Genomic DNA, 13,311 nt, shown 5'->3' on the forward strand with positions numbered 1-13,311 from the left:
TCGCATACGCCCTGGTCGGAGCACCTAAGAACGAGGACGGCCGGGGCCGCCACCCCCCACAGGAGAGGCCCCGGCCGTCGCACGGTACGGGTCGCTCGGCGGCCCGTACTCCCTACTGCGCCGGGTCCGCGATTTCTGTCACACCCCCGGGGCGCGGTTCAATGGGGAGCCGGACGTGGACGTGTGGCGGTTTCAAGACGTAACGTTCCTTTCGCGCCGATCCGCGGCGGGTCCGTCCCGCCGCACACTGCGGTGGACCACCGCTGCCATCAATGGAGCAACCACGACGTCGAGAGGCGGGCCCGCGTCAGCGGCGCCGGCCGGGCGCAGAAGGGCTTGCGCGGTGCTGGGGGACGACGCGGAGCTGACCGCGGCGGTGCGTGCGGCACAGGACGGGGACGAGACCGCGTTCCGGTCCGTGTACCGGTCCGTGCACCCGCGACTGCTCGGATATGTGCGGACACTGGTCGGGGATCCGGACGCCGAGGACGTGGCGTCCGAGGCGTGGCTGCAGATCGCCCGCGACCTGGAGCGGTTCCGGGGCGACGCGGACCGCTTCCGCGGCTGGGCCGCCCGGATCGCCCGCAACCGCGCCCTGGACCACATCCGCATGCGGGGCCGCCGCCCGGTCATCGGCGGCGACGAGACCGAACTGACGGGCAGGGCCGCCGAGTCCGACACCGCGGGTGAGGCCATCGAGGCGCTCGGCACCGACAGCGTCCTCTGCCTCCTCTCCCAACTGCCCCAGGACCAGGCCGAGGCGGTCGTGCTGCGGGTGGTCGTCGGGCTCGACGCCAAGAGCGCCGCCGAGACCCTGGGCAAGCGCCCCGGCGCCGTCCGCACCGCCGCGCACCGCGGTCTGAAGCGCCTGGCCGAACTGCTCGGCGGCGATGCGGAATCGGGCGCGGCCCTCGACGCCCTGCCCTCGCAGCGAGAACCACGCACCCGCCCGGCGACGTCCGCGACTGTGACGCAAAGCGTCGCGCGGACGCAGAAGGACATGTGATGGCCGACGAGCAGGACAGGTGGCTGGACCGCGAAACAGCGGAGACCCTGCTGCGCGGAGAGTCACCGGACACGGAGGACCCCGTGCTCCGGGAGCGGGCCGGCAAGCTGGCCGACGCCCTGGGCGCACTCTCCGCCCCACCTCCGCCCACCGGCGGGAACGACGGTGAACTCGCCGGGGAGGCCGCCGCGCTGGCCGCCTTCCGCACGGCGCGCGCCGACCGGGAGGCGGTGCCGGGCCGCGCCCCGGCGGGCCTCGGGCGCGGCAAGGGCGCGCTGCCCTCCGACGCCGGGCTGGTCCGGCTCGGCGGTGCCGGGGGCCTGTTCCGGCGGCCCCGCTGGGGCCGCCCGCTGCGGTTCGGGCTGGCCGCCGCGCTGGCCGTCGGCATGGTCGGCGGGGTCGCCGTCGCGGCCGGAACCGGAGTCCTCCCGGCGCCCTTCGGCGGTCCCCGGCCGGACTCCGCCTCCACCGTCTCCGCCGCCGAGACCCACCGCCGTCCCGCCCCCTCCCCGGAACCGCTGGACGGCACCCGGGGCGGCGCCGGCCCGGTTGTGCCGGGTGAGACCCCGGACGGGGCCAAGGGCGAACCGGCGGGGGAGGACGACCCCGACGGGACGGGCCGGACGCCCGGCGCGGGCGACCGGCGGCAGCGCCTCCTGGCCGCCTGCCGAGACCGGGGCACCGGCCGCAAACTCGACAACGCCCGCAGCCGGGTGCTGGCGGAGGCGGCCGGCGGTGCCTCCCGGGTGGCGGTGTACTGCCGCGACCTCCTCTCCGCCGGTTCCGGTGTGGTGAACGGCGACGGCCGGGTCCGCCCGGGCAACGGCAACGGCAACGGCAACGGCAAGGACGCCTCCCCCCGGCCGCGCGGCCGGGAGGCCGGGAAGAACCCCGGCAGCCAGGGGAGCCAGGGCAACGGCCAGGGGAACCAGGGCAATCAGGGCAACGGCCAGGGCAACCAGGGCAACGGTCAGGGCGACCAGGGGAACGGCCAGGGCAACCAGGGCCAGGGCCAGGGCCAGGGCAGTCAGGGCGGCCAGGGGAACCAGGGCAACGGCGGGGGGAACCAGGCGAACAAGGGCGGCCAGGGGAGCCAGGGCGAGCAGGACGACGACGGCGACGGCGCGGCCGTTCGTCCCGGCGCCACCGCCTCCGGCCCGCCCGCCAAGGCCCCGGCCGGCCGTCCCCCGCACGCCCCGTCCGGCCGCCCGGCGGTCCCGGACGCGTCCGGGACCGGCGCCGTTCCGGCGCCCGGCTCCCTCCGCCCCGGGTCCGCCGCGACCGGCCCCGTCCGCCGCGCGGTCCCGGCCGGGGACGGGGCGCCCGCCGCCGGTGTGACACTTTCGGGCCCCCCGGCGCAGTAGAGAGTGAGCCGACTGGTCATCGGCTCCGCCCGAGCCGGGGTTCCCCCCGTACCCACGGCTCGTGCACCTCGGCGCGGGCGGGGCACGTTCCCCCGGTCCCGCCCGCGCCCCATCCCCCCACGGGCGCGACCGGACTCCCCCCGGACCGGGCCGAGAGCCCGCCCCCGCCCCCACCCTCACCTCCACGCCGCCGCCCGCGCGCTCCGCCGTACGCCCGCGCTCCGCAACCGCCCCGGCCACCGTCCCGTGTGGCATGCGTCGGACCCGGTCGGCCCGGAGTGGGCCGGATCGCGCCGGATGCCGCCGGGGGAGCCGGAATCCGCCGGGCCAAGCCCGGACGTACCGGATCCCGGCCGGTTCGGACCGGGTCCGCACGCCGGTTCGCACCGCGCGCACGCCCCTCCGGCGCGCACGCCGATTCGCACGGCCCCTACGCCCCTCCGGCCCGTTCGCCCCTGGCCCGTACGCCTCTCCGGCCCGGCGCGCACGCCGCCCTGCTCGGACCGCGGGTCCCTCCGGAACGCGGGCGGGCCCCGGGAGCGGTCCTACCGGTGCACCACCACCTTGTCGCCGTCGCGCACCTGCGCGAACAGGGCCGCGACGGCCGCCTCGTCCCGGACGTTGACGCAGCCGTGCGAGGCGCCCGCGTAGCCGCGGGCCGCGAAGTCGGACGAGTAGTGCACGGCCTGGCCGCCGCTGAAGAACATGGCGTAGGGCATGGCGGTGTCGTAGAGCGTCGACCAGTGGTGGCGGGACTTCCAGAACACCTGGAACACCCCCTCCCGGGTCGGCGTGCGCTCGGAGCCGAAGCGCACCGCCATCGTCGACACCGTCCGGCCGTCGATCATCCAGCGCAGCGTCCGGCTGGTCTTGCTGATGCACAGCACCCGGCCGCTCAGGCAGCGCGGGTCCGGCGGGTCGGCGGGCTGCCCGCCCATCGGGTACAGGTCCCACTGGCCGGGGTCGCGGGTCATCCCGCGCAGCCGCTGCCAGGTGACGGTGTCGGTCCGTCCGGTGACCGGCAGCCCGCGCTTGTCCTGGAAGCCGCGCACCGCCTGCTCGGTGGGCCCGTCGTACGTGCCGGTCGGCACCCGGGAGAGCCAGGCGATCTGGCGCAGCCGGGCCTGGAGTTCGCGCACGTCGCGCCCGCTGTCGCCGGGCCGCCACAGCACCGGTGCCGGCGGCGGGGGAGGCGGGGGCGGGGCCGTCCGCACCGGCGCGGGGGCGGACGGCGCCCGCGGGGTGCCCGGCACCGGGGCGGCCGCCGGGGGTGCCGCCGGGGGCACGGTGGACGGCGGCGAGGTCACCGCGGGCCGGCCGTCGTCCGGGACGGCCGGGACGGTCGGCACGGCCGGGGCGCCGGACGGGGTCCGGGGCGGGGCCGTGCCGCCGGCCACCACCGGCGGGTTGGTGCCGCCCGCGCCGGTGAGACCGGGGCCGGTCACCGTGCAGCCGCCCGCCGCCAGCGCCACCCCGAGCGCGGCGGCGACCGCCCGCCCGGCGCCCGCGCCGCGCCCCCCGCTCCTCGTCCCGCTCCTGCTCCTGCTGCCCCTCGTGCGCATCACGGCCCCCTCGGCCCACGGCTCGGTACGGACGTCCCCCGGGGTTGTTCCCCCGCACGGCACCGCGCGAACGGCACGCGGGGGTGGTGACCGGGTCCGGACGCCGGGCGTGGAGGCGCCGTCGCGCCCCGCTGTGAGGAAGCTCCCAGCGTGTGCCCCTCCACCCGGTGGGTCCGCGCCGATACAGTCCGTCGGGGAAACCGGCCGTGCCGGAGGGTGCACAGCGCGTGGTGGACGGCGGCGCGGGCCCGCCGGGCGGCGGGGCAGGGTGCCGGACGACGTGCGGGGCGGCCGCGGCGTGCGCGTGGTACGAGTCGGGCAGGCCGAAGCAATCGCTCAGCGGGAGAGGCGTCAACCATGGCACGCGAGTCGGAGTCGGGACTGCCCATCGAGCCGGTCTACGGGCCGGACACCCAGGCGGACTGGGACCCGGCGGAGAAGCTGGGCGAGCCCGGCGCGTACCCGTTCACCCGGGGCGTGTACCCGACGATGTACACCGGCCGTCCGTGGACGATGCGCCAGTACGCCGGGTTCGGCACGGCGACCGAGTCCAACGCGCGTTACAAGCAGCTCATCGCCAACGGCACGATGGGCCTGTCGGTCGCGTTCGACCTGCCGACCCAGATGGGCCACGACTCCGACGCCCCGATCGCCTCGGGCGAGGTCGGCAAGGTCGGCGTGGCGATCGACTCCATCGACGACATGCGGGTGCTGTTCGACGGCATCCCCCTGGACCGGGTGTCCACGTCCATGACGATCAACGCGCCCGCGGCCCTGCTGCTCCTGCTGTACCAACTGGTCGCCGAGGAGCAGGGCGTGGGCGCCGGCGAGCTGACCGGCACGATCCAGAACGACGTGCTGAAGGAGTACATCGCGCGCGGGACGTACATCTTCCCGCCGAAGCCGTCGCTGCGGCTGATCGCGGACATCTTCCAGTACTGCCGGGCCGAGATCCCCAAGTGGAACACCATCTCCATCTCCGGCTACCACATGGCCGAGGCCGGCGCCTCGCCCGCGCAGGAGATCGCCTTCACCCTCGCCGACGGCATCGAGTACGTGCGCACCGCCGTCGCGGCCGGGATGGACGTCGATGACTTCGCGCCCCGCCTCTCCTTCTTCTTCGTGGCCCGCACCACGATCCTGGAGGAGGTCGCCAAGTTCCGCGCGGCCCGCCGGATCTGGGCGCGCGTCATGAAGGAGGAGTTCGGCGCGCGGAACCCCAAGTCGCTGATGCTCCGCTTCCACACCCAGACGGCGGGTGTGCAGCTCACCGCCCAGCAGCCGGAGGTGAACCTGGTCCGCGTCGCCGTCCAGGGCCTGGCGGCCGTGCTGGGCGGCACCCAGTCGCTGCACACCAACTCGTTCGACGAGGCCATCGCCCTGCCCACCGACAAGTCCGCCCGCCTCGCCCTGCGCACCCAGCAGGTCCTCGCCTACGAGACCGACGTGACCGCGACCGTCGACCCGTTCGCCGGGTCCTACGTCGTCGAGCGGATGACCGACGACGTCGAGGCCGCCGCCCTGGAGCTGATGCGCAAGGTCGAGGACCTCGGCGGCGCCGTCAACGCCATCGAGCACGGCTTCCAGAAGGGCGAGATCGAGCGCAGCGCGTACCGCATCGCCCAGGAGACCGACGCGGGCGAACGCGTCGTCGTCGGCGTCAACCGCTACCAGCTCGACGCCGAGGAGCCCTACGAGCCGCTGCGCGTCGACCCGGCCATCGAGGCGCAGCAGGCCGAGCGCCTCGCCGCCCTGCGCGCCTCCCGCGACCAGGCCGCCGTCGACGGGGCCCTGGCCGCCCTGCGCAAGGCCGCCGAGGGCGAGGACAACGTCCTCTACCCGATGAAGGAGGCCCTGCGCGCCCGCGCCACCGTCGGCGAGGTGTGCGACGCCCTGCGCGCGATCTGGGGGACGTACGTCCCGTCGGACGCGTTCTGACGCGAAGCCGGGGCCGGGGCCGGAGCCGGGACCGAGCCCCAGCCGGGACCTGAGCCCGAGCCGGGACCGGGAGCCGGAGGCCGGGAGCGGTGGCGCGGCGGGGCGGGGCGGTGCCGTCACACGGTGCCGCGCTTCCTCCGGGACGGGGCGCCGCGTCCCTCGCGGCCGAGTGCCGTGCCCCTCATGACCGACGAGTGCCGCGCCCCGGCGCCCCCGCGCCCCCCCGCCCCGGCGCCCCCGCGCCCCGGTGACCCGGCGAGCGCCCCCGCGCCCCGGTGACCCGGCGCCCCCGCGCCCCCGCGCCCCGGTGACCCGGCGCCCCCGCGCCCCGGTGACCCGGCGCTCCCGTGCCCCCGCGCCGCGGTGCTGCCGGGGCGACGGGACGCCCCCGCGGCGACGGTGCGGCGCAGTGTCGTGACGGCGTGTGGCGGTGCTGCGGGGGCGTCGGGGCGGGGCTCCCGGGCCGTCGTTCCCGGCGGCCGAAACGTCCGCGCGCGGCGCGGGCCCGGCGTGCGACACTCCCCCCATGTTCGGCGTCATAAACCTCCCCACCTACCTGGCGGGACTGGCCCTCATCATCCTGCTGCCCGGTCCCAACTCGCTCTACGTCCTGTCCGTCGCCGCCCGCCGGGGCGTACGGGCGGGATACACCGGCGCCGCCGGGGTCTGGTGCGGGGACGCCGTGCTGATGACCCTCTCGGCGGCCGGTGTGGCCTCGCTGCTCAAGGCCAACGACGTGCTGTTCGGCATCGTGAAGTACGCCGGTGCCGGATACCTGACGTGGCTCGCGGTCGGGATGCTGCGGGCGGCGTGGGGGGTGTGGCGCACCCGGCACGAGCGGGCGGCGCCGGGCACCGGGGAGCCGGTCGCCGACGACGAGCGGCCCTTCCGGCGGGCCCTGGTCATCAGCCTGATCAACCCGAAGGCGATCCTCTTCTTCGTCGCCTTCTTCGTGCAGTTCGTCGACCCGGCGTACGCGCACCCGACGCTGTCCTTCGTCGTCCTCGGCGCCCTCGCCCAGGCGGCCAGCGTGCTCTACCTGAGCGCCCTGATCTTCGGCGGCACCCGGCTGGCCGCGGCCTTCCGCAGCCGCAGGCGGCTGTCGGCGGGGGCGACGTCGGCGGCGGGCGCGCTGTTCCTGGGCTTCGCGGTGAAGCTCTCGCTCGCCGGCGCGTAGGAGGCCCCGTCCCGGCACCCGGCCCCGGCGCGCGGGTGCCGGGTGCGCGGGGTTCCGCTAGCGGTCGGGGCGGGCGCGGCGGGTCGCGCGGTGGCGGCGTACCGCCCGGGTGACGGCCGGGGGCAGGACGTCGAGGGCGATCCGCCGGGCCCGCTCGCGCGGCGGGGTGCGCGGCGCGGTGCCGGGGCGGGGTGCCCCCGGCTGCCGGGTCTGGCCCGGGACCGGGGCGCCGCTCCCGTCCGCCGTCCGCGCCGGGGCGGCAGGGTCCGGGGCGTCCCGGTGCCGGGAAGGCGGCAGCGACGGCGGACGTACCGTCCGGCCCTTGGCGCGGGCCCGGACCAGCCGGTGGCCCGCCACCCGTTCCACGCCCACCCCGCAGTCGTCCCGCCCGCGCAGCGCCGCGAGCAGCCGCTCCCGGGCGGGTTCCGGGTCGCCCCAGGTGCCGTACATCTTGCGGCTGCTCAGGCAGACCGGGCGCAGCCCCCGGTTGAGCACCGCCTCCCACGCGGCGGCGGCCACGCCCGGGGTGTGCTCGGTGCGGAAGTCGTCCAGGACGACGATCCCGTCGGGGCGCAGCAGTTCGCGGGCGGCGCCGATGTCGCCGTGCACGTGCTCGTAGAGGTGTGAGGCGTCGATGTGGACGAACCGGCAGCTCCCGGGCGCGACCGTGCCGGTGATCGCCGAGGTGGGGGCCTGCACGACGGTGGGCAGCGCGTCGTGGAAGGAGAGGTAGTTCCGCTCGAACGAGAGCCGGGTCAGGGAGGCGTAGGAGCGTGCCGTCTCCGCCCGGTTCGCGTCGTCGGGCGCGTCGGCGCCGAAGAGGTCGCAGACGGTCAGGGTCTCGCCGTCCCGCAGGTGGTGGCCCAGCAGGATGGCGCTCTTGCCCATGTACGCGCCCAGTTCGAGCAGGTCGCCGCGGGTGTCGTCGTTCTCCTGCCACTCCAGCAGCCAGGAGAACAGCACCTGGTCGAGGGGCTGGAACCAGCCGGGGACGTCGTTCAGCTCACGGGGGAACTCGTGCGTTGCCTGCGCGGTCGCCATGGACCGAGGATGCCCCGCGCCGGGGTGAAAAGCATCTGTCCCGCACAATCCGACAGAAGGAACATCACATATTCATGCCATTGGCTGGTGCGGGCGTTCGCCCACGGGAGTTCACCCGACGGCCATCCGGAACGGGTGACGCGGTCTCCCGGGCGCTCCTAGCGTGCAGCGGTGTGCCGCGCGGCGCCGTGCCAGGGGCCGGGCCGCGGGGCGACAGCGCCGATCCCTTCCCGCCCGGCCGCCGGGCGCCCGTCCCGTCCGGGAGTGAGCCCCATCCCCTCCGAGCCGCGCCTCGCGCCCGCCCCCGCCGTGTCCCCGTCGGCCGCGCCCGCCCCCGCCCGGGGGGAGCACCGGTACGACATCGACCTGCTGCGGGTCCTGGCCGCCGCCGGGGTGATCCTCTGCCACGCCGCCGGTGAGCTCATGGCGGCCGTGGACCGCACGCCCGCGAAGGGCGCGGCCGTGTACACCACCGGCCTCGTCGCCGACGCCGTCAGCCGTGCCGCGGTGCCGCTGTTCTTCGCCATCGCCGGGTGGGTGGTGCTGTGCGGGGCGCCGCCCCGGGACGGCGCCCAGGTGCGGCGGCGGCTGACGCGGATCGTGGTGCCCATGGGGGTGTGGACCGCCGGATACCTGATGTGGGCGCGGCTGCGGGACGAGGCCGACGGGGGCGTGCGGGGGCTCGCGCGCGACGCGCTGTTCGCCTCCGTCCGGCCGGCGTTCCACCTCTGGTACCTGTACGCCTACGTCCCCGTGGTCCTGCTGCTGTCGGTTGCCGTGCTGGTGCGGTCCGGGAAGCGGCCGTGGGGCGCCGGGGCGCTGCTGCTCGGGCTGGCGCTCGCGCCGTCTCTGCTGGGGGACGCCGGACGGCTGGCCGGGGCGCGGGTGCCCGCCTTCGGCTGGCAGTTCGGGGTGTACCAGCTCGCGTACGCCGTGGCCGGGGCGGTGCTGCTGTCGCTGCCGGGGGAGGCGTTCGCCGGGCGACGGCGCCGGCTGCTGTGGGCGGGGGCCGCGGTCTGCGGCTGGGCGGCGGTGGCGGTGTACGAGCACCGGGTGCACTTCCCCGCGGCGTACGCCTCGGCGGTGGTGGCGCTGCAGGCGGGGGCGGTGCTGATGCTCGCGGGGCGGGTGCGGGTGCCGGAGCGGTTCCGGGGGCCCGTGGCGCTGCTGGCGGGGGTGTCCTTCGGGGCGTATCTGGTGCACCTGATGGTGCTGCGGACGCTGTCGCCGTGGGTGGTCTCCGCCGGGTCGGGCGCGGTGGCCGCGGTCGGCGGGCTGCTGGCGCTGACCGTCGTGACGGGGGCGCTGTCCTTCGGAGCGGCGTGGATCTGGACCCGGGCGGGGCTGGCGCGGTGGCTGGGGTGACGGCGCGGGGTGCCGCCGGGCCGACGCGGGGCGCCACCGGGCCGGGGCGGGGGGACGGGTGGTGCCGCGGCGCGGGCGGAGGGGGCCGGGCCGGCCCACGACGGTCGTGCCCCGGCGTCCCGTCGTGGGACGCCGGGGCACGGCGCGGGTCGCGGGGTCAGGCCGGGCGGCGGGTGGCCGCTCTGCGGAGCAGGCGCTTGGCCCGGCGGATCTGGAGCTCGGCGCGGAGCCGGGGGCGGCTGCCAGGCAGGGAGAGCTCGGCCAGGCGCAGGTCGGGGACGTAGCGCACGGCGGGGCCCCCGGCGCGCAGCAGGTCGGCGGCCGACTCGCGCAGCTCCGGATAGGTCCTGGGCTGCATGCAGAACCCGATCGCGCGCACCAGGGGGCCGAGCGTCTCCGGGGCCGGGCCCACCAGCGCCGGGGTCCCGTCGCGCTCCAGGTCGGGCACCAGGTGGTCGATCAGGGCCAGCGGGACGCGGTTGCTGTTGGCGTACGGCGTGAGGCGGTCCAGCACCGTGCCGGTGCCGACCCGGGCGACGGGCACCCCGTAGTAGGCGGAGGCGGTGACCATGGCCGTGGAGAAGCAGCCGACCACCAGTTCGGGCCGGCAGTGCTGGTACAGCGTCTCCGCGAGCAGCGGCGCGTCCAGCACCGTGAGCCGGACGCCCGCGTCCGCCGCGGCCTTGCTCAGCGCCGCCGAGTAGCTCACCGGTGCCGTCGGGTGCGGTTTGAGGACGACCGAGCGGTGCCCGGCCCGCGCGGCACCGGTGAGCATCCGCACGTGGAGGTCCTCCTCCGCCTCGGCGCTCAGGATGCCGAGGGCCGCCAGGTACTGGCCCAGCAGCACCGCCGTCGGGGCCTCCGCCAGCACCGGCGCCAGCCGGGGGTCGTCAGCCGCGTCGGCCGCGACCGCGTCCAGCACCTCCCGGAACGCCGCGTCGGGCACCGTCACCGGCTCGACCTCGAACTCGGAGAGCAGCAGCGGCCGCAGCCCGGGGAGCAGGTCGAGGTGGAGCAGCCGCCGGACCCTGCTCCCCATGGCCAGCGGCAGCCGTTCACGGGTGGGGCCGTAGCTCATCAGGCCGTCGGCGTAGACGTCGATGGTGCTCTCGGAGAAGATCGCCGCCAGCGCGCGGGCCGGGTTGACCTGGATCGACTCGACGGCCAGCTCGATCAGGTCGAGCTCACCGATGCCCCAGGCGCGCCGGAACGCCCGCTGCCAGAGCACCGTGTCGTGGCCGCGCGGGCCCCAACTGCTGGGATGGTGCGGGCTGATGGCCTCGTTCCAGCTCACCACCGCGTCGAACCGGGCGGCTGTCGGCGCGTATCCGCGCATCTCGTCGAGGCGCAGCGCGGTCTCCGGCACGGCGGCGTTGTTGGAGACCAGCAGCACGCGCCGGGCACCGCCGCGCGGTCCGAACAGGCCCGCGTCCAGCGCCGCGGCGAGGGTGGCCGCCCCGTACAGGGTGGACACCTGGAAGATCTGGGTCGTGTGGCGCATGGGTCAGGCAGCCTTCCGCCCGTTGCGCAGGCGGCCGAGCAGCCTGCTCCGGGTCCTGTCGATGGTCCGCAGTGTCTCCTCCAGCACCGGCTGGGGCATGCGGTGCAGCGCGGCGCGCGCCTCCCGGCGCAGCCGCGCGGCGGCCGGGGGCTCGTACTCGTCCGCCTTGCCGAGGTGGAAGGCGATCATGGCGCAGTAGGTGCGCACCGCCTTGGGGAGGAAGCGGTCGCCCTCCCGGTCCGCCGCCAGGTCGGCCAGCAGCAGGTCGTAGGCGGGGATGAAGTCGAGCTGGCGGGAGTCCTTGACCTGGGTCAGGGAGGTCGCCACCCCGCGCCGGTAGAAGACGCCGTGCAGGCCGAGGGAGGCGTAGCTGCGGGCCCGCAGGTGCAGGCGCCAGATCCACAGGCGGTCCTCGGCGGTGCGCAGCCCGGTCTCGAAGCGCAGTGCTCCGTCGTCGAAGAGGTGGCGGCGGTAGACGCCCGCCCAGACGAAGGGGTAGTCGACCATGGTCTCCCGGTGGGGCGGCGCGATGCCGTCGCGCGGGTCCATCACCCGCTCGCGCAGCGCGGCCGGGGGCCGCCGGACCACCCGCTGGGTGCCGGTGGCCTGCACATGGTCGGTGCGGGCGAAGTCGCAGCCCAGCTCGTCCATGGCGGTCACCAGTCCGGCCAGGTGGCCGGGGCCGTACCAGTCGTCGCCGTCCAGGAAGGTGAGCAGCTCGCCGGTGGCGGCGTCGATGCCGCTGTTGCGCGCCTGGGCGATGCCCCGGTTCGTCTCGTGCCGGATCACCGTGGCGTTGGGCAGCCTCTCCGCCCAGCGGTCGATCGTCGACGGGGTGGAATCCGTGGAGCAGTCGTCGACGAGCAGGAACTCGACACCGGGGTCCGCGTTGCTGGCGAGACTTCTCAGGGTGCTGTCGGCGAAGGCCTCCACATTGTGGAAGGGGACGACGACGGACAGTTTTGGCACGCGGGCCTCTCATCTTCGCAAGAGTGGGAGTGGAACAGGCTAGTCACGGGCCCGGCGGATTCGGTGGCCGCCGGGGCGCGGGGCGGTGAATTCCATTCCTGGCGCGGGTGAATTCTCGGTGCCGAGGAGGGGAGTTCCGCGATTTCGGCCCCGTTCCGGCCGGACACCGGTTCTGATCCGGCGGATATCGAGTCCCGTTCCGCCGGTGCCCGGTTGTGTTCCGTTCCCGGTCCGGTCCGGTCCGGGGCGGGGCGGGGCGGGCGCGGTGGCCGGGGCGGGGCCGGGTGCCGGGACGGCGGGGGCGCGTCGTCCCCGGCCTCGCCGTCCGCCGCCGTCGGGGGGCCGGCCCGGTGACCGGGTCACCGGCGCCGTAGGCCCCGGCGCAGGGAGCGGGCCCGGCGGGCCGCCGCGCGCGCGGCGGGGCTGTGCGGCAGGAACGCCAGCCCTTCCGGGATGCCGCCGGGCAGGCCCAGCGCGGCCAGCCGCCGCCTCCCGAAGTACCGCCCCACGAGGGCGTCCCGCTCCCGGCGCGGCGCCCCCCGCAGCCGGGCGCGCAGCCACGCCTCCGTCTCCGCGCGCAGCGCGGGCAGCACCTTCGGGCGCGTCACGAAACCGACCGCGCGCACCAGCCCCGCCGCGTCCCCGGCGTCCGGGCCGGGACGCCGCGCGGCCACGGCGGCCGGGGCGGACGGCCCCGGCAGCAGCGTGTGGGCGAGGACGAGGGGGACGCGGTCCTCGTGGCCGTAGGGTTCCAGCCGGTCCAGCAGGGTGCCGGTGCCGACCCGGGCGACCGGCAGCCCGTACAGCGAGGCGGCGGTGAGCAGGGCGGTGGGTGAGCAGCCCAGCACCAGGGCCGGGCGCAGCCGCCGGAACAGCGTCTCGGGCAGGGGCGGCTCCTCCGTCACCGTGAGCCGCGCGCCGAGCCGTACGGCCGCCGCCGCGAGGGCGCGGGCGCCGGGGTGGGGGGCGCCGGGGTGCGGGGCGGCGGCGGGGTGCGCGGCGAGGACGACATCGGTGTGGCCGAGGGCGACGGCATCCGACAGCATCCGTACGCACAGCTCCTCCACCGCCCCGGCGGGAAGGGCGCCGAGCGCCGCGGGACCGGGACCGAGCAGCAGCGCGGGCCCGGCGGGCGCGGGCTCCCCGGCCGCCACCGGGTCCGCCTTCCCGGGGGCCGCCGTGCCCGAGCCCGGGGCCGTCACCGGGTCCGCCTCACCGGGGGCCGTCGGGGCCGAGCCCCGGGTCGGCGGCCGGTCAGCTTTCGCGGGGGCTGTCGGGGCCGTGTCCCGGGCCGCTGCCGGGTCGGCTTTCCCGGCGGTCATCGGGCCTGTGCCCTGGGTCGTCGGCCGGTCAGCTTCCCCGGGGGCCGTCGGCGTCGTGTCCCGGGT

Annotated in this window: 10 protein-coding genes; 5 read left to right on the forward strand and 5 right to left on the reverse strand. The window is 76.8% G+C overall.

Annotated features, from left to right (window positions below; translation table 11 throughout):
• The first annotated feature begins 343 nt into the window (after positions 1 to 343).
• Together GTY84_RS16915 and GTY84_RS16920 are read left to right on the forward strand one after the other, a co-directional pair.
• On the forward strand, positions 344 to 1,006 hold the full coding sequence (locus GTY84_RS16915) for an RNA polymerase sigma factor (RefSeq protein ID WP_161227099.1): 663 nt from the start codon (positions 344 to 346) through the stop codon (positions 1,004 to 1,006).
• Positions 1,006 to 2,370, forward strand: a complete 1,365-nt coding sequence (locus tag GTY84_RS16920; RefSeq protein ID WP_202551234.1) for a hypothetical protein — start codon at positions 1,006 to 1,008, stop codon at positions 2,368 to 2,370. Before GTY84_RS16915 ends, GTY84_RS16920 begins: the two co-directional genes overlap by 1 nt.
• A gap of 545 nt (positions 2,371 to 2,915) precedes the next feature.
• Here GTY84_RS16920 and GTY84_RS16925 read toward each other — a convergent pair.
• On the reverse strand, positions 2,916 to 3,932 hold the full coding sequence (locus tag GTY84_RS16925; protein WP_161227100.1) for a L,D-transpeptidase family protein: 1,017 nt from the start codon (positions 3,930 to 3,932) through the stop codon (positions 2,916 to 2,918).
• 357 nt (positions 3,933 to 4,289) lie between these two features.
• Here GTY84_RS16925 and GTY84_RS16930 point away from each other — a divergent pair, with 357 nt between their 5' ends.
• Together GTY84_RS16930 and leuE are read left to right on the forward strand one after the other, a co-directional pair.
• The gene (locus tag GTY84_RS16930; RefSeq protein WP_161227101.1) at positions 4,290 to 5,870 is read left to right on the forward strand and encodes a methylmalonyl-CoA mutase family protein; all 1,581 of its coding nucleotides are present in this window, start codon (positions 4,290 to 4,292) and stop codon (positions 5,868 to 5,870) included.
• 526 nt (positions 5,871 to 6,396) lie between these two features.
• Positions 6,397 to 7,047 (forward strand): leucine efflux protein LeuE, encoded by a 651-nt coding sequence (gene leuE / locus GTY84_RS16935; protein WP_161227102.1) that lies wholly within the window; start codon positions 6,397 to 6,399, stop codon positions 7,045 to 7,047.
• Positions 7,048 to 7,104: 57 nt separating this feature from the next.
• On the opposite strand, the gene GTY84_RS16940 is transcribed toward leuE, so the two are convergent.
• Positions 7,105 to 8,088 (reverse strand): class I SAM-dependent methyltransferase, encoded by a 984-nt coding sequence (locus tag GTY84_RS16940; RefSeq protein WP_161227103.1) that lies wholly within the window; start codon positions 8,086 to 8,088, stop codon positions 7,105 to 7,107.
• A 273-nt stretch (positions 8,089 to 8,361) separates the two neighbouring features.
• Here GTY84_RS16940 and GTY84_RS16945 point away from each other — a divergent pair, with 273 nt between their 5' ends.
• Positions 8,362 to 9,453: an acyltransferase gene (locus tag GTY84_RS16945; RefSeq protein ID WP_161227121.1), complete on the forward strand. Its 1,092-nt coding sequence runs from the start codon at positions 8,362 to 8,364 to the stop codon at positions 9,451 to 9,453.
• 157 nt (positions 9,454 to 9,610) lie between these two features.
• Here the strand turns inward: GTY84_RS16945 and GTY84_RS16950 are convergent, their stop codons facing one another.
• From GTY84_RS16950 to GTY84_RS16960, 3 genes are all read right to left on the reverse strand, one after another.
• Positions 9,611 to 10,954 carry a polysialyltransferase family glycosyltransferase gene (locus GTY84_RS16950; protein ID WP_161227104.1) on the reverse strand — a complete coding sequence of 448 codons (1,344 nt, stop codon included), beginning with the start codon at positions 10,952 to 10,954 and terminating at the stop codon, positions 9,611 to 9,613.
• A 3-nt stretch (positions 10,955 to 10,957) separates the two neighbouring features.
• Positions 10,958 to 11,923, reverse strand: a complete 966-nt coding sequence (locus GTY84_RS16955) for a glycosyltransferase family 2 protein (protein WP_161227105.1) — start codon at positions 11,921 to 11,923, stop codon at positions 10,958 to 10,960.
• Between the two features lie 359 nt (positions 11,924 to 12,282).
• Positions 12,283 to 13,077 (reverse strand): hypothetical protein, encoded by a 795-nt coding sequence (locus GTY84_RS16960; RefSeq protein WP_161227106.1) that lies wholly within the window; start codon positions 13,075 to 13,077, stop codon positions 12,283 to 12,285.
• Positions 13,078 to 13,311 lie beyond the last annotated feature (234 nt).

Origin of the sequence: Streptomyces sp. SID8352 (genome assembly GCF_009862265.1) — a bacterium.
GTDB lineage: Bacteria > Actinomycetota > Actinomycetes > Streptomycetales > Streptomycetaceae > Streptomyces.